Below are 23,273 nucleotides of genomic sequence, written 5' to 3'. Positions count from 1 at the left end.
GGAGATTCAGGCTCCGGCGGGCACGAACAACACCTGGCCGGGCTGCAGCTCGCCACCATCGAGGCCATTCAGTTCGCCGATGCGCAGGATGGCCTCATTGCGGGGTGAGTCTGGGGCGGTGCGCCCTGCGATGGCCCAGAGGGTGTCGCCATAGTTCACCGTGACGGTCTCCACGGCGGCCGCCGGCTCGTCGCCCGACGCTGCCGCCGGGGCCATACCGTGCGCGCCGAAGAAGACAGCGGCCGCTGCGGCCAGGACCGCCAGGACGATGACGGGGAACCCCACGAAGAGGAAACGACCACGGCGGTTCAGGTGAAATCCGTCGGAGCCGGCCGTGCGGGTGTGGACTGATGCTGCAGTACTCATGCTCTTCTGCCTCTCCTCCCGGATCCCCGGGCCTTCTAGAACGTGTGTTCGACTGCTTCGACCTCATGTCTAGCACGCCTGTTCGAAACATGCCAAGAAAAATTCGAACATATCTTTGAATCGAGGCTGTGACTCCGGTACCGTCAGACCCAGCGACCCAGCACGAGACATCTCACCAAGACCGACGGACACGATAAGAACGGATGGTCGAATGGCCCCCCGGATTACCACTCCCGCCCCGGACCCGCACCGCGATCCCAGCGTCCGGCCCCTCACCGATCGTCAGCGGATCATCCTCGGATCCATCCGCTCTGCGATCGCCGCGCACGGCTACCCGCCGTCCATGCGGGAGATCGGGGATGCCGCCGGCCTGGCATCGCTCTCATCGGTCACCCATCAACTGGGCCAGCTCGAGAAGCTGGGCTACCTCCGCAAGGACCCGGGCCGCCCGCGCGCCATGGAGGTCCTGCTGGACGAGAACGGCCGGGCTCTCGTCACCGAGTCGACCGCCACGGCCCCCGAATCGGCCGCCACGCCGGTGGGCACGGTGAGGACGCTGCACACTGGGGCCGCCGACGGTGATGCCGTACCAGTTCCGCTGGTGGGCCGGATTGCCGCCGGTGGGCCGATCCTCGCCGACCAGCAGGTCGAGGACGTCATGACCCTGCCGCGCCAGCTGACCGGCGAGGGGGAACTGTTCATGCTGAAGGTCTCCGGGGATTCCATGGTCGATGCGGCCATCTGCGACGGCGACTGGGTGGTCGTGCGCCAGCAGAACAACGCACAGAACGGGGACATCGTCGCCGCGCTGCTGGACGACGAGGCCACGGTGAAGACCTTTCGGCAACGGGATGGCCACACGTGGCTGCTGCCGCAGAACTCTGCGTATGAGCCCATCCTCGGAGACGAGGCGACGGTCATGGGCAAGGTCGTCACGGTACTCCGGGCGCTCTGAACCCCATGAACCATCGTCCTCTGCCGCCGGGCGTCCGCGTGGCGGATGCCGAGGAGTTCGTCTACACCCACGGTCGGCTGCTCGAACGCCGCCGGGTGGACCTGCTGCTCCATGGCGGCGGCACCGAGGGCGTCCTGACCGCCCTGGGGGCGTACCGCAATCCAGACGGAGGATTCGGTCACGGCCTCGAACCCGATGTGCGGTCACCGAAGAGTGAGGCCCTCTCCACGCTGACGGCCCTGGACCTCTTGGCCGGTTGGGATCTGGCCGAGCACCCCTGGGTGCGCTCTGGACTGGAATGGGTGGCCTCGACCTCCGGGCTGGATGGTTCCGTGCCGTTCGTCACCGAGGCCTCCCTCGAGTGGCCCCATGCACCGTGGGTCCAACCGGTTCCCGGCGGTTCGCACCTCACGTATGGCTTCGCCGCCGCGGCCCTGCTGACGGGGTTCTCGGGCGGGTGGGCCGAGGCCGCCTCGGACTGGTGCCGCCTCCGACTGTCCCGGGGTGCGACTGCCAGCGACCTGTCCGCTTATGAGGCCAAGTACGCCTTGAGGTTCCTCGCTGCGGACGGCCTTCCCTCGGGCTCGGCCGACAGCCCGATCCTGGCGGCCCTCCGAGAGCGGTTGTCCGCCGACGGCTCCCTCCCCGTGGCGGGTGGTGCCGAGGACGAGAGCATCCACGCGGTCGACCTGGTCCACCATCCATGGACGGTCCCCTTCCCCTCAGACTTCTTCGGCGGCCTGGTCCCTGCAGCCGTGATGTCCCGGGACCGCCGGTGGCTCGCATCCGCCCAGGAGCCCGATGGCGGATGGTCCGTGGACTGGCCGGCCTGGAGCCCGGCCCCCGGCATCGAATGGCGGGCCATTCGAACGGTCGGCGCCCTCGAGATGCTGATCCGCTAGACGCTATGAGGTGAAGGGAGGTCGGGACCTGCACTGTTCAACATTGCGTGGGTTGCCGGCCGTGCTTCCCTTCCCGGTCGCCCGGTGACGGGGATTGACTGGTAGTGCCACAGTTGAATCTTTGGGAGGTCCCGACATGTTCGATCGTACTTATGTGGGGCTGGATGTGCATGCTCAGAACCTCGTCGCCTGTGCCCTGGACACGGCCACCGGCGAGATCGTCCGGGACAAGATGGCCTGCGACCCGGTGGCCGTGACCGCCTGGCTGGAACGCTTCGACCCCGAGCATCTGCAAGTGGTCTACGAGGCCGGACCTACCGGCTTCGGGCTGGCCCGGCACCTGCGCCTACACGGCATCGACTGTGTGGTCGCGGCCCCGTCCAAACTGCTGCGCGCCCCCGGCGACCGGGTTAAGACGGACAAGCGCGACGCGATGGGCCTGGCCAGGATCCTCTCGCTGGGCCAGATCACCCAGGTGCGGGTTCCCACCCTGGGCCAGGAAGGGCTGCGGGACCTCTCCCGAGCCCGGATGGCCGCGGCGAAGGACCTGGCCCACTGCCGGCAGCGGATCAACTCGCTGCTGCTGCGCCACGGACTCCACTACCCGGAGAAGAGCCGGTGGACCAGCCCACACCTTGCCTGGCTGGGCCGGCAACGCTTCGACTCGACGGCCACGGCATCGACCCTCGAGTCCTACCTCGAGCAGCAGGTGCTGCTGATGCAGCATCTGAAGCGGCTCGAGGCCGAGATCACCGAACAGGCCAAGAACTCCGAGTATGCGCAGGTGATCAACGCGCTGATGTGCTTCCGGGGGATCGACATCACCACCGCCTACGGGCTCGCCGTGGAGATCAGCGACTGGACCCGCTTCACCGGATCGTCCATCGGCGCCTACCTGGGGCTGGTGCCCTCCGAGCACTCTTCCGGGGCCTCTCGGGCCCAGGGCCCGATCACCAAGGCCGGCAACACCTACGCCCGGCGCCTGCTCGTGGAAGCCGCCTGGCAACACGACCGGCCGTTCAGACGCCCCGGGACCAGGCTGCTGCGCCAGCTCCAGCTCGTGGACTCGGCAACCCGGATCCGGGCGCTGGAGGGCAACCGGCGTCTGCACCGGGCCTGGGAGCGGTTCAACGCCCGAGACAAGCTGCGCACCAAGGCCAACACCGCCATCGCCCGGGAACTGGCCGGCTGGTGCTGGTCGGTCGCCGCACCGCTACAACAAGCCGTCCAGGACAAGGCCTGGCCGGTGCCGGAAGGAGCCGCGATGAACGCGGCCTGAACCCCCTGAACGTACCCTGCGGACCGCGTGGGGCGATGAGGCAGCACGTGGAGCCAACCCGAGACCTGACTATGGACAACCGAGACCCCGGTCCCGGCGACGCCCGACTCTAGACCTCGGAATGCTCCTGCCGAACAATCGTCATGCGGTACCCAACCCGCGAATATCAGTCTGACCCTGTCGTCGACAAGACGCGCCTACGCCCCACCACCGCAGCGGTACATGAAGAACGGCCCCGGACACCGACTGGTCCGGAGCCGTTCTTCTCTGCCACTTGACAAACGAAGCTACATATCAGTCAGCAGGGCGGAGCCGCTCCAGCACGCCGCGGACCACGGAGGGATCGGCCGTCGGCCAGAAGTCCGGCAGGGTCGAGCGCAGGAACGACCCATACCGTTCCGTCGCCAGCCTGGAGTCGAGGACAGCCACGACACCGCGGTCCGTCGCGGTCCTGATGAGCCGGCCGGCACCCTGCGCCAGGCGGACCGCCGCATGGGAGGCGGAGACCGCCATGAACCCGTTGCCGCCATGTCGGCTGATGTCTCTGGACCGCGCCGTGGACAGGGGATCGTCCGGTCGCGGGAACGGGATCCGATCGATGACCACCAGGCGGCAGGACACGCCGGGCACGTCCACGCCCTGCCACAGGCTCATGGTCCCGAACAGGCAGGTGTCCTCCTCCGTGGCGAACTGCCGCACCAGGGCGGTCAGCGTGGTGTCGCCCTGGCACAGGATCGTGGGCTTTGGACCGAGCCGGGTGCGCATCTCGGCGGCAGCGTCCTCGGCGGCCCGTTTGGAGGAGAACAGGCACAGAGCGCCGCCGCCGGACGCCTTGAGCAGTGCCTCGAGTTCGTCATAGGTCTCGGGGGCAGCGAACCGACCCGGCTTCGGCAGATGCCGGGCCACGTAGAGCACACCCTGCCTCGGGTAGTCGAAGGGACTGCCCACGTCCAGACCGGACCAGGCCGGCGCCCCCTCGCCCATCAGGCCGAGGGATCCCGCCACCGGGTTGAACGACTCACCGATGGCCAGTGTGGCCGAGGTCAGCACGGTCGTGGCCTGACCGAAGAGCCCCTCGCGGAGTTTGCCGGCCACTGACAGCGGGGCCACATAGAGCATCGGCACCGCGGACTCGTCCCCGGGGATCCACCCGGTGCCGGGTTCGAAGTGGCCCGGACGGGACGCCCAGAGCACCTCGGGATGACTGGTGTCCGGGGTGGTCTCCAGCATCCGCTCGGCCACGTCCAGGACGTCCTGCATCCGGGATCGGGCCATCTGACGCCCGCCGTCGGCCGAGGAGTCAGCACCTCCTCCGCTCGGCTTGGAATCACTCAGCCCCTGGCGGGCCGCATCGCGGACAGCCTTCAGTGCGTTCTGCTGGACCTCGTCCGGCCCCCGCGGTATCAGGCCCGTGGGGGTGGCGGTGAAGGCGGCGTCGAGGCCGGCGCCGGCCTGCACCAGGTCCTCCACGGCGATGGCCGTGTGCTTGCGGGCCGAGGAGGCCGCGGCCTGCACGATGGCCCCGGAGAGCTGGCCGGTCACTGCCCCGGTCACCCGGTCCTGGAGTTCGTGGGCCTCGTCCACCACCACAGCCTCGAACTCGGGCAGCACCGCGAGCCCCTCGAAGGCGGCGATCGCGAGCATGGCGTGATTGGTGACCACCACGTCCGCCTCCCCGGCGTCCGCGCGCGCCCGCTCGGAGAAGCATTCGGCCGCCATCGGGCACTTCTGGGCGCCCAGGCAGTCCACCGCGGAGACCGAGACCTGGCGCCACGCGCGGTCGGTGACGCCCGGATCGAGGTCGTCCCGGTCCCCCGTGTCCGTCTCCTCGGACCATTCGCGCAGCCGCAGGACCTCGCGGCCCAGGGGGCTGGTCGGGCCGCCGTCGGATCCGGACAGCATCTCGCCGTCGTCGGCCATGCCGAACAGTGCCTGGCCGTCCTCCTCCGGGAAACCGCCCTCCAACTTGTGCTTGCACAGGTAGTTGGACCGGCCCTTGACCAGGGCGATGTTCATGGGACGGGGGAGCTCCTCCCGCAGGGCTTCCAGTAGCTTGGGCGCATCCCGCCGCATGATCTGGGACTGCAACGCCAGGGTGGCGGTGGCCACCACCACCGGGTTCTCGGCCTCCAGGGCGTGCTGGAGCGCCGGCACCAGGTACGCCAACGACTTCCCGGTGCCGGTGCCCGCCTGCACCAACAGGTGCTGCCCGGTCTCCAGGGACCGGGCGACCTCCACGACCATGCGCCGTTGCCCTTCGCGCCGCTGGCCCCCGGTGGCTGTGACGGCGGCGTCCAGCAGCCGCAGGGCCTCACGCTCGGCGTCGGTACGGGGCTCGGCGGCGGGCTCCGCCACGGCAGCCGGCGCGGCTTCCTCGACCGTCTCTGTCATGCTCCGGCGCGCTCCTGACCGTCCGCGGACCCTTCGGCGGCATAACGGCGCAGGTCCTCGGCGATGTCCTCGCGGACCAGCACCCGCAGCCGCGTGCCCTCGGCCTCGTAGGTCTCCGAGATGATGTCCGCGTCCGGCGAGTGCAGGCGCGAGACCACGTCCCCGTCGGTGAACGGGATCAACAGGTCCAGGGCCACGTTCGGACGTGGGATCGCGTCCGAGACGGCGCGCTCGAGTTCCTCGATCCCCTCCCCGGTCCGTGCGGAGACGACCACTGACCGCGGTTCCTTCTGGCGCAGCCGCGCCACCACCACCGGGTCGGCGGCATCGGCCTTGTTCAGCACGATGATCTCGGGGATCTGCCGGGCGTCCACCTCGGCTAGCACGGCTCGCACGGCGGCGATCTGCCCCTCGGGGTCCGAGTGCGAGGCGTCGACGACGTGCAGGATCACGTCCGCGTCGGCCACCTCCTCCAGGGTGGAGCGGAAGGCCTCGACCAGCTGTGTCGGCAACGAGCGGACGAAGCCGACCGTGTCCGAGAGCGTGTAGCCGATGCCGTCCGGGGTGACGGACTTGCGCACCGTGGGGTCCAGGGTGGCGAACAGGGCGTTCTCCACGAGGACGCCGGCATGCGTGAGCCGGTTGAGCAGGGAGGACTTGCCGGCGTTCGTGTACCCGGCGATCGCCACGGACGGCACCCGGTTGCGACGCCGGTTGGCCCGCTTGGTCTCACGCGCCGGCTTCATCGCGGCGATCTCCCGGCGCAGCTTGGCCATGCGGGTGCGGATACGGCGGCGATCCAGCTCGATCTTGGTCTCACCGGGGCCGCGGGAGCCGATGCCCTCACCGCCGGCGGCACGGCCACCGGCCTGGCGGGACATGGACTCGCCCCAACCGCGCAGGCGCGGCAACAGGTACTCGAGCTGCGCCAGTTCCACTTGGGCGCGGCCCTCACGGGACTGGGCGTGCTGGGCGAAGATGTCCAGGATCAGCGCCGTGCGGTCGATGACCTTGACGCGGACGATGTCCTCCAGGGCACGGCGCTGGGAGGGAGCCAGCTCCGAGTCCACGACGACGGTGTCCGCACCGGTCATCGCCACGATGCCGCGCAGCTCCTCGGCCTTGCCCTTGCCCAGGAAGGTCGCTGGATCCGGCAGGTGCCGGCGCTGGATCAGACCGTCCAGAACCTCGGATCCCGCGGTCTCGGCCAGGGCCGCGAGCTCGCGCAGGGAGTTCTCGGCGTCCTCCGCGGTCCCCTCGGACCAGAGGCCGGCGAGAACGACCCGCTCCAGGCGCAGTTGGCGGTACTCGACCTCACTCATGTCCTCGAGCTCGGTGGACAGTCCGCTGACTCGCCGCAGGGCCTGGCGTTCGGCCAGGTCGAACTGCTCACCGTCGGCCTCGGTGTGCCCGTCACCGCCCTTGGACAGCGCGAGGGCTCGGCCAGGTTCGGGGGCGTTCTTGGCGGCACCGGCGGCATCAGCCGCAAGGATCCGGTCGATCACGTCACGGATCTCGGACTCGTTCCCGTGCTGCTCGTTCGCGGGCTGTTCGTTCCCCTGTGGGGTGGTCTCGGTCATGGTCTCCTTGGAAGAGTTGTGGTCTCTAGGGTAGTCGCTGTCGGGGACGCCGAGAGTGTTCGGGTCGCCGCTGTGGATGGGGGTTTTCGGGGCCACCAGGGCCTCCTTCACGGGTCGGGCCGGCGTGGGATCGGCGCGAGGAATCGCAGCAGACCAGGACCCGGGCAGTCGGGTCACGCAGGCTCAAGGGAAAGTGGATGCCATCACGGACGGTGTCTCAACCCGCTGCACAGCGGGGAGATCGGGGTCCGGAGCGTCGGTGCCGCTGAGGCACGTCCGGCTCAACGCAGGTAAATCCACATGCCATCCAGTATAGGGACGCTGTCAAGCAGAGGTAGCATCGGCCGTGATGGATTCCGCACACTACTTCTCCGCCGAGCCGGTCGGCCCGGAACAACGACGACGGCTCAGCCTCACCTTGGCCGGCCGGGACGTCACCGTCGAGACGGCGGGCGGCATCTTCTCCCCCGACGGACTGGACAAGGGCACCGCGGCGATGCTGCGTACGGTACCGGGCCCTCCGTCGTCGGGCTCGTTCCTGGACATCGGTACCGGCTGGGGGCCGCTCACCCTCACGCTGGCGCTGTCCAGCCCCGACGCCCAGGTGACGGGGGTGGAGGTCAATGACCGTGCCGCGCAGTTGTGCCGGGACAATGTCGCAGCCCTCGGCCTGGACAACGTCTCCGTCTACCGGCCAGACGGGGTCCCCGCCGAGCGGACCTTCGACCTGATCTGGTCCAATCCGCCGATCCGGGTGGGCAAGGAGGCACTGCACTCGATCCTGATGCAGTGGCTGCCCCGACTGGCCCCCGGGGGCCGTGCCCTGTTGGTGGTGCAGAAGAACCTCGGGGCCGATTCGCTGCTGCCGTGGATGGCCGCGGCCCTGGAGGAACGGTTTCCGGGGCAATTCACGGCGTCACGCTTCGGCAGCGAGAAGGGCTTCCGGATCCTGCAGGTGGACCGGGCCTGACAGCCGCCGGTCAGGCCCCGTGAGGCCCGTTCACGCCACCGTTCCGTCGAAGATGAGTGTGGCGGGCCCGGACAGGATGACGCGTTCGGTGCCGTCAGACTGGGGGATGAACTCGACGCCCACCATGCCGCCCGGGACGCCGACCTCCCAGGCCAGGGCGTCACGGTCTCCGGCCCAGATGCGGACGGCCGTGGCGGCGGCACAGGCTCCCGTGCCGCAGGAGAGGGTCTCCCCCACTCCCCGCTCGTGAACGCGCAGCTCCAGTCGGCCGACGCCGTTCAGGAAGAGCGGGTCGGCGGCCACCACGAACTCCACATTGGTTCCGTTCGGCGGGACCGGTTCCACGTTGGGCTGCTTCGCCAGGTCCAGATCCGCCAGATCCGCGTCCTCGGCCAGCGCGACGACAGTGTGCGGGTTGCCCATCGAGATGCTCAGGGCCGGGCGGGGGTCGGCCAGCCCGGCGGCGAGCACCAGGGAGTCCGAGGCCCGCTCCTCGGCCAGTTCGGGGTCGATGTAGCTCCACGGTCCCATGTCGGTCGAGTACTGTTCCTCGCCGGTCCGGGTGACGGTGCGGAGGCCGGCGCGGGTGCCGATCTGCAGCTGTTGCCCGATCTCCAGGTCCACCAGGCCGCGGGTGGCGAGATAGTGCACGAAGACTCGCACCCCGTTGCCGCACATCTCGGAGACGGAGCCGTCGGCATTGCGGTAGTCCATGAACCAGGTGGCCTCGGGGTGGTTCTCCAGCAGATCCCGTCCCTCGATGAGGTGCGTGGACTCGACCACGCGGATCAGTCCGTCGGCGCCGACCCCGAAGTGGCGGTCGCAGAGCGCCTCCACGTGGTCCGGGGCGAGTTCGGTCTCCCCGCTCAGGTCGGGGACGAGGATGAAGTCGTTGCCGGTGCCGTGCCCCTTCGTGAAGGCCAGCCCGGCCAATTGGTCAAGGGCGGTCCGCAGGCGGTCGGGGTCCTGGGCGATCGGCAGGGTCATGACCTCAGTCTAGGTGGCGGCCTGTGGCCCTGTTGACCGGGCCAGGTGTCCCAGCACGTCCTCGAGCAGGCCGGGGCGCGTGGGATCGAACCACGTGACGCGCGGGTCCGCCCGGAACCAGGTGATCTGGCGGCGGGCGAAGCGGCGGGTCGCCGTGGCGGTGTCCTCGATGGCCCCGGACGTGTCCGCTTCACCGTCCAGGACGGCGAGGAACTGCGCGTAGCCGATCGCCCGCGAGGCCGTCCTGCCCTGCCGCAGTCCGAGGGCGTCCAAGGTCCGGACCTCGTCCAGCAGGCCCGCCTCGGCCATGGCGACCACGCGGGCATGCAGCCGCTCATGCAGTCTGGGCCGGTCCAGGTCCAGTCCCACCTGCACCGTCGGCCGCAGGTAGGTCCGCTGGGGCATGTACGAGGTGAACGTGCGTCCGGTGAGCTCGAAGACCTCGAGGGCACGCACCATCCGCCGTGCATCCCCCAGGCGTGCCGCGCTGTCCGGATCCACGGCCTGCAACCGCGTCCGCAGGCCCTCCAGGCCGACCTCGTGACCTTCGGACTCGATCCGTGCCCGGACGTCCGGGTCTGTCGGGGGGAACTCGAGTTCGTCCAGTGCGGCCCGCACGTACAGTCCGGAGCCGCCGACGAGGACCGGCACGAGGCCTCGGGCCCGGATGTCGCCGATCACCGCCCGCGCCTCGGACTGGAAGCGGGCCACCGAGGCCTCCTCGGTCACGTCGAGCACGTCCAGCAGGTGGTGGGGTATCCCCCGGCGCCCGGAGACCGGGAGCTTGGCCGTGCCGATGTCCATGCCGCGGTAGAACTGCAGGGCGTCGCTGTTGACGATCTCCCCGCCCAGCCGCTCGGCCAGGTCCAGGGCCAGCTCGGACTTCCCCGTGCCCGTGGGCCCGACGACGGCCACGATCGGCGCGCGGCCGGCGTCGGTCATGCGGGGCGCAGGGTGGGCATGCCCAGGCTGACGCCGGCTGAGCCGGCAGTACCCTCGGCATCAGCTGCCCCAGCGCCGGGTGAGGGCACACCGCAGGAGGCGGCCTGGGCAAGGTCCCAGGCGTCGCCGGCACGGGACCGGCGCAGGACGTAGCCCTCCGGGTCCTCCGCTGAGGGGTCCGCAATCAGGAAGTAGGGGTGCGATGCCGTCACCGTCACCGTGACGACATCACCGGGCCGCGGGACCTCGGCGCCCTCCGGGACGCTGAAGTGCACGAGCCGGTTGTCCGGGGCACGGCCGGCCAACCGGCCGGTCGCGGCATCCTTGGAGCCGGAGTGGTTCGTCACCAGCAGCTCCTGGCGGGTACCCACGAGCTTCGCCGTCTCCTCGGCGCTGATGCGGTCCTGCAGGGCGGTCAGGCGCTCGAAGCGTTCCTGGACGACCGCCTTGGGAACCTGGTTCTCCATCTCCCCGGCGGGGGTTCCCGGGCGGATGGAGTACTGGAAGGTGAAGGCCGAGGAGAAACGGGAGGCCTCCACCACGTCCAGGGTGTCCTGGAAGTCCTGCTCGGTCTCCCCGGGGAATCCGACGATGATGTCCGTGGTCACGGCGGCGTGCGGGATCCGTTCCCGGACCTTGTCCAGGATGCCGAGGAACTTCTTGGACCGGTAGGAGCGGCGCATCTCCTTGAGGATTCGGTCCGAGCCGGACTGCAGCGGCATGTGCAACTGCGGCATGACGTTGGGGGTCTCGGCCATGGCATCGATGACGTCGTCGGTGAAGGAGGCCGGATGGGGGCTGGTGAAGCGGACCCGCTCCAGTCCCTCGATCGAGCCGCACGCGCGCAGCAGCTTCGCGAAGGCACCGCGGTCGCCGAACTCGACGCCGTAGGTGTTCACGTTCTGGCCGAGCAGGGTCACCTCCACGGCGCCGGCATCCACGAGGGCCTGGACCTCGGCGAGGATCTCGCCGGGACGGCGGTCCTTCTCCTTGCCGCGCAGGGCCGGGACGATGCAGAAGGTGCAGGTGTTGTTGCAGCCCACCGAGATGGAGACCCACCCGGAATAGGTCGAGTCGCGCTTGGTCGGCAGGGTGGAGGGGAAGGTCTCCAGCGATTCCAGGATCTCGAGCTCGGCCTGCTGGTTGTGACGGGACCGCTCCAACAGGGTGGGCAGCGAACCGATGTTGTGGGTGCCGAACACGACGTCGACCCATGGGGCCTTGTCGATGATGGTCTTCTGGTCCTTCTGGGCCAGGCAGCCGCCGACGGCGATCTGCATGCCGGGGTGGTTGTCCTTGACGGCGCGCAGGTTGCCGAGGTTCCCATAGAGCTTGTTGTCCGCATTCTCCCGGACGGCACAGGTGTTGAACACGACGAGGTCGGGTTCCGTCGTCCCCTCGACCGGGGCATAACCGGCGTCCTCCAGCAGGCCGGAGATGCGCTCGGAATCGTGCACGTTCATCTGGCAGCCGAAGGTGCGGACCTGGTATGTGCGCTCATCGAGACGGGGGGTGGAAGTCACCGCAGTATTCTAGTCGTCGTCCAGGGCGAAAGCATCCGCCTCATCCTCGAGGCCACCGAGGACGTCCTTGACGATGCCCAGTGCCATGCCCGGCGGGTATCCCTTGCGGGCGAGCATGGCGGCCAGGCGCCGGACGGTCTTGTCCCGCTCCGCCCGGTCCTCAGCCGAGTCTCCGTGCGGGAGTTGGCGCCCGCGGATCTTTCGCTGGACGAGTTCGACGGCGGCTTCACGTTCGGCGTCCTCACTGATCGTCTCGAGGGCCTGTTCGGCGGCTTCCCCGGAGACGCCCTTCTGCTGGAGCTCCCGGCGCAGAGCACCGCGGGCGAGGCCTTTGGAGCGTTGGCGGGTGCGGACGAAGTTCTCCGCATAGGCGGTGTCATCCACGAGCCGGACATCCTCGAGGCGGTCCAGCACCGCGGCGGCCACGTCCTCGGGGACATCCCGCTCGGCGAGCTTCTCCTCCAACTGCTTCCGCGACTTCGGCGAGGCGGCGAGCTGGCGCAGCACGATGGTCCGCGCCACCTCCGTGGCGGCCGGCTCCGGATCGTCCGTGAGGTGCTCGGGGACGTCCGGTACCGCACGGAGGTGGCGACGTGTCATCAGGCCGGGGACTGACCCGAGACGGCGCGCAGCTGCGGCTCGCCCGCGGTCTCGTCCTCGGCCGTCACGCCGATGCCGAGCTTCTCCAGGATGCGGGTCTCGATCTCGTCGGCGAGGTCGGGGTTGTCCTTGAGGAAGCGGCGGGAATTCTCCTTGCCCTGGCCCAGCTGATCGCCGTCGTAGGTGTACCAGGCGCCGGACTTCTTCACGATGCCCTCGTCCACGCCCATGTCGATCAGGGAGCCCTGGCGGGAGATGCCCTCGCCGTAGATGATGTCGAACTCGGCCTGCTTGAAGGGCGGGGCCATCTTGTTCTTGACGATCTTGGCACGGGTGCGGTTGCCGACAGGGTTGCCGCCTTCTTTCAAGGTCTCGATCCGGCGCACGTCGATCCGGACGGAGGCGTAGAACTTCAGGGCCTTGCCGCCGGTGGTGGTCTCGGGGCTGCCGAAGAACACGCCGATCTTCTCACGCAGCTGGTTGATGAAGATGGCGGTGGTCTTGCTCTGGGCCAGGCGGCCGGTGATCTTGCGCAGGGCCTGGGACATCAACCGGGCCTGCAGGCCCACGTGGCTGTCACCCATCTCGCCCTCGATCTCGGCGCGGGGCACCAGCGCGGCCACCGAGTCGATGACGACGATGTCCAACGAGCCCGAGCCGATCAGCATGTCCATGATCTCGAGGGCCTGCTCACCGGTGTCCGGCTGCGAGACCAACAGGGCGTCCGTGTCCACGCCAAGCTTCTTGGCGTATTCCGGGTCCAGGGCGTGCTCGGCGTCAATGAAGGCGGCGATGCCGCCATTGCGCTGGGCGTTGGCCACGGCGTGCAGGGCGACGGTGGTCTTACCGGAGGATTCCGGACCGTAGATCTCCACGACACGGCCGCGGGGCAGGCCGCCGATGCCCAGGGCGACGTCCAATCCGACGGAACCGGTGGGAATGACCTCCATCGGGACGCGGACCTCGTCCCCGAGGCGCATCACCGATCCCTTGCCGTACTGCTTGTCGATCTGGGCCAGTGCGGCTTCCAGAGCCTTCTCGCGGTCAGTGGCTGACGCCATGATTCACCCCTATGTGTGCTGGTGGCGGGCGGCCTTCGAGCCGTTCCCCTGTACTGATGACGAACCTACTGGACCGCCCGGACGGGTTAGCGGAACGCCGCTGGTGCTGTGGATGACATGCCCGGGGCGTGCCGCGGTTCATGTCCTGTGGAGGAGCCTACCGCCGTTCGAAGATGTTTTCGAAGAGCCCGGCGTCGGCGTGTCCTCGTAGTCCTCACAGCTCAGTCCTGGGAGCGGTCCCTCACCGGGAGGTCACGGCCGAGGCGGCGCCCCTCGGGGACGCCCTGGAGGTCGCAGACGTCGAGCCACACGCGCCGCGGGTCCACGCCGGCGTCGAGGGACCGGTCCGCGGTCTCCTGGAGGGACGGCAGCACGAGGGTCGCGGCGATCACGCCGGCGTTGCCGGGGCCGAACTCGTCATCCATCAATCGGCGGAATTCACTGTGCTTCATCTCTGGACCCTTCTGTCCCCTCACGGCAACAGGACCGCAGCCCCGAGGGTCTGCGGTCCTGCGCTGCGGTCTTGGTCAGTGGCTGCCGGCAAGCTGGCCGAAGTCGTCCGGGACCTCGTCCGGGATGCGGGTGCCGAACTCCTCGGGAGCGAAGCCGCTCTCGAGGTCCACGGGGACAGTGTCCGGGATGTGCACTCCCTCTTGGAGGGCGATGCGGTCCGAGACCTCGCGCAACATCAGGGACATGGGGACGTTCAGGGCGCTGCAGATGGAGGACAACAGCTCCGAGGAGGCTTCCTTCTGTCCGCGCTCGACCTCGGACAGGTAGCCGAGGGAGACTCGCGCATGGTGGGAGACCTCGCGGAGCGTGCGGCGCTGGCGCTGACGGACGTCACGCAGGACGTCTCCGATTTCCTGGCGAAGGACTGGCACGGCGTGCTCCTTGGTCTCGAGGGAGTCGGTTGGGACGTTTTCCCCGGTCGCCATCCAACGGGTGATGCCGTTGATGGATACCGGATGCTTCATCATGTCTACTGTCTTCTCCTGAGTGGGTACTGGGAGTGGCCGAACAGGCCAACTGGTGGGTACAACGGTGACCAGGCCGGTATTTGTTCCCGGCCCGGCAGCCCATCATCTGGATTCCCAGCCGATTCCCAGCTGACTGCGCGGCATGCTCCTAGCCTACCGACAACCCCGGACCCGGAGGCAAGCGTGCCGACGCATCCCTCGCGTTCCGTGACGCAAATGTCATGCCCACCGGGTCAGACGCGCCTGCACCATCTGCAATCCCCGGCGGACCGTGTCCCGTCGGATCGCCTCCCGGTCTCCCTCGAGGTGCAGCAGCACGGCCTCCGGCTCGGCGTGGCCCGGCATTCCGGCCAGCCCCACATAGACCGTGCCCACCGGCTTGCCCTGGTGCGCTTCCGGCCCGGCCACGCCGGTCGTGGAGATCCCGACGTCGGCGCCCGTCACATGGCGGGCACCCTCGGCCATCTGCCGGGCCACCTCGGCGTCCACGGCGCCAGCCCGGGCCAGCAGGCCCGGATCCACGCCGAGCAGCCGCTCCTTGACGTGGTTCTGGTACGCCACCACGCCGCCCTGCAACGTCCCGGAAGCCCCGGGCACCTCGGCCAGGGTGGCCGCCAGCAGTCCAGCGGTCAGGGATTCCGCGGTGGCGACCGTCAGGTCCCGGCGGATCAACAGCTGCACGACGGCGGCCGGCAGGTTCTCCGCATCGACCAGCTCGGCCAGTTCCATCGGCTCTTCCCGTTCCACCCGGTCAATCACGGCTGGACTGCCCGGACTGGCTGGACTGGCTGGACTCGCCGGCGAGAGAGTCCCGACGCAGCCGCAGGCCCTTGAGGACATAGTCGGCTCCAGTGATGAGGGTGACCACGAGGGCGGCGGCCATCAGGATCCAGCCGGCCCACAGCCACCAGTCCCCCAGCACCGGGCCCAGGGGGGCCAACAGCCACAGCAGGGCCGCGGCCTGGAGCACGGTTTTGAGCTTGCCGCCCCTGGAGGCTGGCATGACACCGTACTTGAGCACCATCAGACGCATCAGCGTGATGCCCCACTCGCGGACGAGGATCAACACGGTCACCCACCACCAGAGCTCGCCCAGCAGGGAGAGCACGATGAAGGCGGAACCGGTCAGGAGCTTGTCCGCGATGGGATCGGCGATCTTGCCGAAGCTGGTGACCAGTCCCCGGGACCGGGCGATGTCGCCATCCAGCTTGTCGGTGTAGATGGCCACGGCGAAGAGGGCGAAGGCCACCCAGCGCAGGACCATCGAGTCCTCGCCCGAGGGGCCTCCGGCCACGAGCATCCAGATGAAGAACGGGACCATGACGATCCTGACGGCCGTCAGGAGGTTGGGCAGGTTCCAGTTCTCACTCATGTGTGCAGTCTACGGATCTCACCGGCCGGTGAGGTGCCACGCGTCCTCGGAACCCTCGCCGTCCTCGCCACCGTCCTCGTCGTACCAGTCGTCCGCCGCGGGACGGGAGGCGAGATCGTCCGCCACCAGGTCACGCCCATAGTCGGAAGACGTCGGATCGGAGGCCTCCGCAGGCAGGGACCCGCGCACCAGTTCCTGGTCCGAGGGCGCTTGGCCCGAGCGTTGAGGCATCTCCGGATACTCAGCGCGCGGCTGACCAGAGCCGCCGGTGCCGCCGGTGCCGCCGGTGCCGCCGGTGCCGCCGACGTGATCGTCACTGTCGAAACCCTTCGGGGCACCAGGGCCGCCGGCCTGGTCCGCGTGCACCACGTCCTCGGCGTAGGCCTCCGGCGCGTCCTCACTCGGGGCCGCTGCCGGTGGGCCGTCGCCCCGAATGGTGGCCAGCAGGTCGGCCAGGTCATCGGGCTTGACCAGCACGTCGCGGGCCTTGGAACCCTCCGAGGGACCGACGACGCCGCGGGACTCCATCAGGTCCATGAGGCGCCCGGCCTTGGCGAAGCCGACGCGCAGCTTGCGCTGCAGCATGGAGGTGGAGCCGAACTGCGTGGTGACCACGAGCTCGGTGGCCTGCAGCAGCAGATCCATGTCGTCGCCGATGTCCTCGTCGATGACCTTCTCGATCTTCTCCGGCACCACGTCCTGGCGGTACTGCGCGGTCATCTGGGTCTTGACGTGTTCCACGACCGCGTGGATCTCGGACTCGTTGACCCAGGCGCCCTGTACACGCATCGGCTTGGACTTGCCCATCGGCAGGAACAGGGCGTCACCCTGGCCGAGCAGCTTCTCGGCACCGGGCTGGTCCAGGACCACGCGGGAGTCCGTGACGGATGAGGTGGCGAAGGCCATGCGGGAGGGCACGTTGGCCTTGATGAGGCCGGTGACCACGTCCACCGAGGGCCGCTGGGTGGCCAGCACCAGGTGGATGCCGGCGGCACGGGCGAGCTGGGTGATGCGGACGATCGCGTCCTCGACGTCCCGCGGCGCGACCATCATCAGGTCCGCGAGCTCGTCCACGATCACCAGCAGGTACGGGTAGGGCTTGAGCACGCGCTTGGAGTCCGGCGGGAGGTTGACCTTGCCGGCCCGGATCGCCTTGTTGAAGTCGTCCACGTGCTTGTAGCCGAAGGCCGCCAGGTCGTCGTAGCGGGTGTCCATCTCGCGCACGACCCACTGCAGGGCCTCGGCTGCCTTCTTCGGGCTGGTGATGATCGGGGTGACCAGGTGCGGGACGCCCTCGTACGCGGTGAGTTCCACGCGCTTGGGGTCCACCATGACCATGCGGACCTCGTCCGGGGTGGAGCGCATGAGGATCGAGGTGATCATGGAGTTCACGAACGAGGACTTGCCGGCCCCGGTGGCACCGGCCACGAGCATGTGCGGCATCTTGGCGAGGTTGGCCATGACGAAGCCACCCTCGACGTCCTTGCCGACGCCCATCACCATCGGGTGGTCGGTCTTGCGCGCGGCGTTGGAACGCAGCACGTCACCCAAGGCCACGACCTCCTTGTCCGCGTTGGGGATCTCGATGCCGATGGCGGACTTGCCCGGGATCGGCGAGAGAATGCGCACGTCCGAGGACGCCACGGCGTAGGAGATGTTCTTGGACAGCGCCGTGACCTTCTCCACCTTGGTGCCCGGCGCGAGCTCGATCTCGTAGCGGGTGACCGTGGGGCCGCGGGAGAACCCGGTGACCTCGGCGTCGACCTTGAACTGGTCCAGCGTGGAGGTCAGGGCGGCCACCACGGCGTCATTGGCCTCGGTGCGGTCCTTGTGAGGCGGGCCGGCCGGCAACAGGGCCGAGTCCGGCAGGGTGTACGTGATGTCCCCGCCCAGGTGCAGCTGCTCCGAGCGTGCCGGCATGGGCGGCAGCTCGGCCGGCCTGGCCACCGGGGTCGCCTTCACGGCAGCCGCCGGTACTGCTGCCGGTGTTGCTCCCGGCATCGCCGGCGGCACGGTGCCGATCGGTTCGGTCGCCGGCCCGGCGGGAGCATCGGGTCCGACGCCGGCCGCCTCCTTGACGCGGGCGATGGCCAGTTCCCCGGCGGTCGGCCGCCGGACACCCGGCGGCACGGCCGGGCCGGAGGATTCGGCCTCAGCGGGGGTCGCCGCGGAGGCAGCATCAGGGTGCCCGTCGGCGTCGGCATCCCCGATCACGGCGGTCTCGTAGGCCTCCGTGGTGGTGACCGGATCACCGTTCTGGTCCAGGACCGCGGTCGGCTGTTCGTCGTCACGCCCGAAGAGCCGGGTGCCCTTGCGCTTCCTCTTCGCCTGCTTGTCCGGCTTGCCCGGTTTGCCGGCGTGGTCGCGTTCGTGCTGCGTCAGGTAGGACTGGTCATGCTCGTCCTCTCCGTCCCGGTCGGCTCGGCTGTCACGGGCACCGCGGGCGGTGCGGTCCGGGCGCTCGGTGGCCGCGCCGCCGTCGGGCTGTCCGGTGAGCCAGGCATAGGCGTCCCGCGTGCGCTGCGGGATCTGGCCCACCGGGGTGGCGGTGACGATCAGCAGCCCGAAGAGGACCAGGACGACCATCAGGGCCCACACGGGCCACGGCGTCAGCAGGGAGGCCAGCGGTGTGGTGGCGAGGTAGCCGACCAGGCCTCCCCCGGCCAGGAGGTTCTCGAAGGAATCGGCCACGGCGGGCAGGCCTGCTACGAGGTGGGCGATCCCGGTGGCACCGACCAGCATGACCAGCAGGCCGATCGAGATGCGGCCGTTGTCCCGGTGCTCCTGGGGCGTGCGGAAATACCGGACGGCGATGATGAGCAGCACAGCCGGGAAGAGCAGGGCGGCCCAGCCGAGGGTTCCGGCGGCCACGTTGTGGACCACGGTGCCGTAGCCCGGGGTGCCGCGCAGGCCCCACCATTCCACCGAGCCGATGACGAAGGCGAGGGCCACGAGGAAGAAACCGGTGCCGTCGCGGCGGTCCTCGGGATCGATCTTGGCGTCGCGGCCGACCTTGCGCACGCCGGCGCCGATCGGCGTGGCCAGGGCCATCCAGAACCCGCGCGCTGCGCGCACGAACAGGTTGCCCGCCGGCTGAGGGGCGGGTTCGGGCGCGCTGCGGTTGCGCTGGGTGGTGCCGGACGGGCGCGCAGACGACTTCGCCGACTTCGGCTCCGCACCCTTGCGGGCGGTGGAGGTCGAGGACCGGCTGGACTGCGAACGCGTCGGGGAAGTACGGGTCGCCATGCTACGTAGGGTACCGGCGTCCCCGGAGGACGTCCGTGACCAACACAGGGTTCCAGCGACGGTTCCGGTGCCACAGGGGTCCCGGCCGCACAGGGCCCGCTCCCCGGCCGGCCTGACCAGCGCGGCGCCTCAGGCTTCCAGGACGACCGGGACGATCATGGGCCGGCGGCGCAGCTTGCGGTTGACCCACGTGCCGATGACGCGGCGGACCACCTGCTGGAGCTGGTGTGTGGTGTGGTCCGCGTTGGACTGCACGGCCTCCTCAAGCGCGCGGGCGATCTTGAGCTTGACCTCGTCGAACACCGAGTCGTCCTCCGCCACGCCGCGGGCGTGGATGTCCGGGCCGGACACGATGGTGCCGGTCTGGCGGTTGACCACGGAGATGATCGAGATGAACCCCTCCTCACCGAGCACCTGGCGGTCCTTGAGGTCGGCATCCGTGATCTCGCCGATCGAGGAACCGTCCACGTAGACGAATCCGCACTCCACCTGGCCGGTCACGCGCGCCACGCCGTCCGTGAGATCCACCACGGAACCGTCCTCGGTGAGCAGGATGTTCTCCCTCGGCACCCCGGTCGACTCGGCGATCTTGCCGTTGGCGATCAGGTGGCGGGTCTCCCCGTGGACCGGCATCACGTGGGTGGGCTTGACGATGTTGTAGCAGTAGAGCAGCTCGCCCTGGGACGCGTGCCCGGAGACGTGGACCTTCGCCATGCCCTTGTGGACCACCTCCGCGCCGAGCTTCATCAGGCCGTTGACCACCCGGAACACGGAGGTCTCGTTGCCCGGGATCAAGGACGAGGCCAGGATCACGAGGTCGCCGGCATTGAGCTGGATGCGGTGGTCCCCGTTGGCCATCCGGGACAGCGCGGCCATGGGCTCTCCCTGGGAGCCGGTGCACATCAGCACCACCTGGTCATCCGGCAGCTGGTCCACCTGCTTGAGGTCCACCAGGATGCCCTCGGGCACCTTGAGGTAGCCGAGCTTGGCGGCGATGCCCATGTTGCGGACCATGGACCGCCCCACGAAGCAGACCTTGCGTCCATGCTGGTGGGCGGCGTCCAGGACCTGCTGGATGCGGTGCACGTGGGAGGCGAACGAGGCCACGATCACGCGCTGGCTGGCCCGGGCCATCAGACCCTCCAGGACGGAGCCGATCTCCTTCTCCGTGGTGGTGAATCCGGGGACCTCCGCATTGGTGGAGTCGGTGAGGAACAGGTCCACGCCGTCCTCCCCCAGGCGGGCGAAGGCCCGCAGGTCCGTGATGCGGCCGTCCAACGGCAACTGGTCCATCTTGAAGTCGCCGGTGTGCAGGACGGTGCCGGCCTGCGTCTTGATGGCCACCGCGAGGGCATCCGGAATGGAGTGGTTGACGGCCACGAACTCGCATTCGAAGGGGCCGAGGTGCTCGGTGTCCCCCTCCGTGACGGTGAGGGTGAGCGGACTGATCCGGTGCTCCTCGAGCTTGGCCTCGATCAGGGCCAGGGTCAGGGTGGAGCCGATCAGCGGGATGTCCGCCTTCAGGCGCAACAGGTACGGCACGGCGCCGATGTGGTCCTCGTGGCCGTGGGTCAGCACCACTCCGACCACGTCGTCGAGGCGGTCCTCGATATAACTGAAGTCCGGCAGGATCAGGTCCACGCCGGGCTGGTGCTCCTCGGGGAAGAGCACGCCGCAGTCGACGATGAGGATCTTGCCGTCCAGTTCGAAGACGGTCATGTTGCGGCCCACCTCGCCGAGGCCACCGAGGGGGACGATGCGGCAGGTGCCGGGCTTCAGCGCGGGTGGAGCGGACAGGCGGGAGCCTGGTGCCATGGGGTTCGGTCCCTTCTAGAAGGTGAGTCCGGCCTCCGCGAGGTCGGCACGGATGATGGTCTTCTCGTCCTCGGTGGCCTCCACGAGCGGGAGGCGGACCACGGAGTTCGGCAGGATGCCCTGCCAGTTCAGAATCGTCTTGGCGGAGACCGCGCCCTGGATGTGGGTCATCACCGCCCGCTGGTACGGATCCAGCTCGAAGTGCAGTGCTTGGGCCGCCGCCAGGTCACCGGCGAGCATGGCGTCCACCATCCGCCGGTACAGCCGCGTGGCCACATGGGCAGTCACGGAGACCACGCCCACGGCGCCCAGTGTCATGAGCGGCATGGTCAGGGAGTCCTCGCCCGAGTAGATGTCCAGGTCCGTGTTCGCCGCCACCAGGGTGGTGGACTGGAAGTCGCCCTTGGCGTCCTTGAGGGCCGCGATGTTCGGGTGCTGGGCCAACGCGATGATGGTGTCCGGGTTGATCGGCATGACCGAGCGCCCCGGGATGTCGTAGAGCATGACCGGGAGGTCGGTGGCGGAGGCGATGGTCTCGAAGTGCGCCCGGATGCCGGCCTGGTTGGGCTTGTTGTAGTACGGCGTGACCAGCAGCAGGCCGTCGACGCCGGTCTTGGCGGCCAACTGGGACAGGTGCACCGAGTGCCCCGTGTCATTCATGCCGGTGCCGGCGATGACCTTGGCGCGGCCGCCCACGGCCTCCACCACGGCCTCGAACATGGCCACGTTCTCCTCGTCCAGCAGGGTCGAGGTCTCCCCGGTGGTGCCGGTGATGACCAGCCCGTCGGCGCCCTCGTCCACGAGGTGGTTCGCCAGTTTCTGGGCCGAGACCAGGTCCAGGCCGCCGTCGTCCGTGAAGGGGGTGACCATGGCGGGGACAACGGTGCCGAAGGTGTTCGCGGAGCGTGCGGCAGGGGTCTCGATCATAGCTTCCAGCCTACCTGCGAGAATGGCCTGCGGCAGGCAGCGCGATGGCATGAGTCGGGGCCGACACCCCGAGCGAGCCTCGGACGAACCAGAGACGAACGAGAAACGAGGACGGCCCATGGCGCCAACCACGGCAGTGCAGCGCCGCATCCCCGGTGTGGACGCCGCCCGGGGCCTGGCCCTGCTGGGCATGATCGCCACCCATCTGCTCGGATTGGTGTCTGCGGATGGGACAGAGCCAACCATCGTCGGGCTGGTGTTCGCCGGTAAGTCCTCGGCTCTGTTCGCCACACTGGCCGGCGTCGGGCTGGCGCTGCTCACTGGCGGTGCCGGCCGGACCGGGGCGCCCCACCGCGGCCCCCTCCTCGGCTGGGACCGCCGCCGGGTGGCGATACGCGCACTGATGTTGTTCGTCCTCGGGCTCGCCTGCGGCTCCCTGGACATGAACGTCGCCGTCATCCTGGCCCAATACGCATTGCTGTTCCTGGTCGCGTTGCCGTTCCTGCACCTGGGGGCACGCGCCCTGGCCGCCTGGGCGATCGGCTGGGTGCTGTTCTCCCCCGTGCTCGCGAGCCTGCTGTCCGCGGCGATGCAGTCGGCGGTGGGGTCCACGGCCTATGTGGACGGTTGGCGGCTGTGGTCCAACCCGAACCTCATCGACCTGGTCTCCCAGCCCGGGCTGCTGGCCTGGGACCTGCTGTTCTCGGGCTACTATCCCGTGCTGCAGTGGTTCGGTTACGTGCTCTTCGGCCTGTTCCTCGGCCGGCTGCGGCTGGACCGGATGCGGGTGGCGGCCGTCCTGGCCGCCGGTGGTGCCGCCCTGGCCGCGGTGGCCTTCCTCCTCTCGCGCGGACTGCAGCAGTGGCCCGAGGTGGCCTCGGCCCTGGCCACCGGGACAGGGGCCGGCACGCGTGCCCTCGAGGCCGAGCTGCTGACCGGTGCGAGCCTGTCCACCGAGTCGGTCCAGCACCTTCCAGTGTGGTTCACGCTCGCCACACCCCACTCCGGGGCGCCGTTGGACCTGCTGCTGACCTGCGGCACCTCCGCCCTGGTGCTCGGGGTCTGCCTGTTGTTGACCCAGATCGTCCGCGGGGTGCTCGTCTGGCCCCTGATGCCGCTGATCGGTGCCGGCGCCCTGCCCCTCACGCTGTACGTGGGGCACCTGGTGGCGTTGGACGTCTTCGAGACGGCGACGGCGGACTGGCCCCGTCTCGGCCTGCTCCTGGCCTACTGGGTGGGTTGCCTCGTCGCCGGGACCCTGTGGCGGGGATTCGGCTGGAAGGGCCCGCTGGAGTGGCTCGTCGCGACCGTCTCGGGCACGCTGGCCGGACCGAGGCCCTGACGCGCCGCGCCGGACGCCCCCGACTCCCCTGACGC

20 protein-coding genes are annotated in these 23,273 nt (G+C 69.3%); 5 read left to right on the top strand and 15 right to left on the bottom strand.

Annotated features, from left to right (window positions below; all coding sequences use genetic code 11):
• Window positions 1-6 precede the first annotated feature (6 nt).
• Window positions 7-366, bottom strand: a complete 360-nt coding sequence (locus C8E99_RS01825; protein WP_115930865.1) for a LysM peptidoglycan-binding domain-containing protein — start codon at window positions 364-366, stop codon at window positions 7-9.
• A gap of 211 nt (window positions 367-577) precedes the next feature.
• Between C8E99_RS01825 and lexA the strand changes: the two genes are divergently transcribed.
• The 3 genes from lexA to C8E99_RS01810 all read left to right on the top strand — a co-directional run bounded on the left by lexA (window position 578) and on the right by C8E99_RS01810 (window position 3,502).
• Window positions 578-1,321 carry a transcriptional repressor LexA gene (gene lexA / locus C8E99_RS01820; RefSeq protein ID WP_115930863.1) on the top strand — a complete coding sequence of 248 codons (744 nt, stop codon included), beginning with the start codon at window positions 578-580 and terminating at the stop codon, window positions 1,319-1,321.
• A gap of 5 nt (window positions 1,322-1,326) precedes the next feature.
• Window positions 1,327-2,223: a hypothetical protein gene (locus C8E99_RS01815; protein ID WP_115930861.1), complete on the top strand. Its 897-nt coding sequence runs from the start codon at window positions 1,327-1,329 to the stop codon at window positions 2,221-2,223.
• Between the two features lie 136 nt (window positions 2,224-2,359).
• Window positions 2,360-3,502 carry an IS110 family RNA-guided transposase gene (locus C8E99_RS01810; RefSeq protein ID WP_115930859.1) on the top strand — a complete coding sequence of 381 codons (1,143 nt, stop codon included), beginning with the start codon at window positions 2,360-2,362 and terminating at the stop codon, window positions 3,500-3,502.
• A gap of 294 nt (window positions 3,503-3,796) precedes the next feature.
• Here C8E99_RS01810 and C8E99_RS01805 read toward each other — a convergent pair whose 3' ends face one another.
• Together C8E99_RS01805 and hflX are read right to left on the bottom strand one after the other, a co-directional pair.
• Window positions 3,797-5,893, bottom strand: a complete 2,097-nt coding sequence (locus tag C8E99_RS01805; RefSeq protein ID WP_115930857.1) for an ATP-dependent DNA helicase — start codon at window positions 5,891-5,893, stop codon at window positions 3,797-3,799.
• Window positions 5,890-7,473: a GTPase HflX gene (gene hflX, locus C8E99_RS01800; RefSeq protein ID WP_115930856.1), complete on the bottom strand. Its 1,584-nt coding sequence runs from the start codon at window positions 7,471-7,473 to the stop codon at window positions 5,890-5,892. The genes C8E99_RS01805 and hflX overlap by 4 nt, the downstream gene beginning before the upstream one ends.
• 349 nt (window positions 7,474-7,822) lie before the next feature.
• On the opposite strand from hflX, the gene C8E99_RS01795 reads away from it, so the two are divergent.
• Window positions 7,823-8,443: a class I SAM-dependent methyltransferase gene (locus tag C8E99_RS01795; protein WP_115930854.1), complete on the top strand. Its 621-nt coding sequence runs from the start codon at window positions 7,823-7,825 to the stop codon at window positions 8,441-8,443.
• 30 nt (window positions 8,444-8,473) lie between these two features.
• Here the strand turns inward: C8E99_RS01795 and dapF are convergent, their stop codons facing one another.
• The 12 genes from dapF to dapA all read right to left on the bottom strand — a co-directional run bounded on the left by dapF (window position 8,474) and on the right by dapA (window position 21,896).
• Complete coding sequence (dapF, locus tag C8E99_RS01790; RefSeq protein ID WP_115930852.1) at window positions 8,474-9,430, bottom strand: diaminopimelate epimerase; 957 nt, start codon at window positions 9,428-9,430, stop codon at window positions 8,474-8,476.
• Window positions 9,431-9,439: 9 nt separating this feature from the next.
• Window positions 9,440-10,372 (bottom strand): tRNA (adenosine(37)-N6)-dimethylallyltransferase MiaA, encoded by a 933-nt coding sequence (gene miaA / locus C8E99_RS01785; protein ID WP_115930851.1) that lies wholly within the window; start codon window positions 10,370-10,372, stop codon window positions 9,440-9,442.
• Window positions 10,369-11,895 (bottom strand): tRNA (N6-isopentenyl adenosine(37)-C2)-methylthiotransferase MiaB, encoded by a 1,527-nt coding sequence (gene miaB / locus C8E99_RS01780; protein WP_115930849.1) that lies wholly within the window; start codon window positions 11,893-11,895, stop codon window positions 10,369-10,371. The genes miaA and miaB overlap by 4 nt, the downstream gene beginning before the upstream one ends.
• A 9-nt stretch (window positions 11,896-11,904) precedes the next feature.
• On the bottom strand, window positions 11,905-12,495 hold the full coding sequence (locus C8E99_RS01775) for a regulatory protein RecX (RefSeq protein ID WP_115930847.1): 591 nt from the start codon (window positions 12,493-12,495) through the stop codon (window positions 11,905-11,907).
• A complete protein-coding gene (recA, locus tag C8E99_RS01770) occupies window positions 12,495-13,556 on the bottom strand; it encodes a recombinase RecA (RefSeq protein ID WP_115930846.1) in 1,062 nt (353 codons plus the stop codon). The genes C8E99_RS01775 and recA overlap by 1 nt, the downstream gene beginning before the upstream one ends.
• A gap of 221 nt (window positions 13,557-13,777) precedes the next feature.
• Complete coding sequence (locus C8E99_RS01765) at window positions 13,778-14,008, bottom strand: DUF3046 domain-containing protein (RefSeq protein WP_115930844.1); 231 nt, start codon at window positions 14,006-14,008, stop codon at window positions 13,778-13,780.
• 75 nt (window positions 14,009-14,083) lie between these two features.
• A complete protein-coding gene (locus C8E99_RS01760) occupies window positions 14,084-14,536 on the bottom strand; it encodes a helix-turn-helix domain-containing protein (RefSeq protein WP_115930843.1) in 453 nt (150 codons plus the stop codon).
• 219 nt (window positions 14,537-14,755) lie between these two features.
• The gene (locus tag C8E99_RS01755) at window positions 14,756-15,265 is read right to left on the bottom strand and encodes a CinA family protein (RefSeq protein WP_115930841.1); all 510 of its coding nucleotides are present in this window, start codon (window positions 15,263-15,265) and stop codon (window positions 14,756-14,758) included.
• Between the two features lie 22 nt (window positions 15,266-15,287).
• A complete protein-coding gene (gene pgsA, locus C8E99_RS01750; RefSeq protein ID WP_115930839.1) occupies window positions 15,288-15,908 on the bottom strand; it encodes a CDP-diacylglycerol--glycerol-3-phosphate 3-phosphatidyltransferase in 621 nt (206 codons plus the stop codon).
• 18 nt (window positions 15,909-15,926) lie between these two features.
• Window positions 15,927-19,154 carry an FtsK/SpoIIIE family DNA translocase gene (locus C8E99_RS01745; RefSeq protein WP_170144505.1) on the bottom strand — a complete coding sequence of 1,076 codons (3,228 nt, stop codon included), beginning with the start codon at window positions 19,152-19,154 and terminating at the stop codon, window positions 15,927-15,929.
• Window positions 19,155-19,283: 129 nt separating this feature from the next.
• The gene (locus tag C8E99_RS01740; protein WP_115930837.1) at window positions 19,284-20,969 is read right to left on the bottom strand and encodes a ribonuclease J; all 1,686 of its coding nucleotides are present in this window, start codon (window positions 20,967-20,969) and stop codon (window positions 19,284-19,286) included.
• Window positions 20,970-20,984: 15 nt separating this feature from the next.
• The gene (dapA, locus tag C8E99_RS01735) at window positions 20,985-21,896 is read right to left on the bottom strand and encodes a 4-hydroxy-tetrahydrodipicolinate synthase (RefSeq protein ID WP_115930835.1); all 912 of its coding nucleotides are present in this window, start codon (window positions 21,894-21,896) and stop codon (window positions 20,985-20,987) included.
• 118 nt (window positions 21,897-22,014) lie between these two features.
• Between dapA and C8E99_RS01730 the strand changes: the two genes are divergently transcribed.
• Window positions 22,015-23,238, top strand: a complete 1,224-nt coding sequence (locus C8E99_RS01730; protein WP_170144504.1) for a heparan-alpha-glucosaminide N-acetyltransferase domain-containing protein — start codon at window positions 22,015-22,017, stop codon at window positions 23,236-23,238.
• Window positions 23,239-23,273 lie beyond the last annotated feature (35 nt).

Origin of the sequence: Citricoccus muralis (genome assembly GCF_003386075.1) — a bacterium.
Taxonomy (GTDB): domain Bacteria; phylum Actinomycetota; class Actinomycetes; order Actinomycetales; family Micrococcaceae; genus Citricoccus; species Citricoccus muralis.
This window is presented reverse-complemented; position numbering and strand designations above follow the sequence as displayed.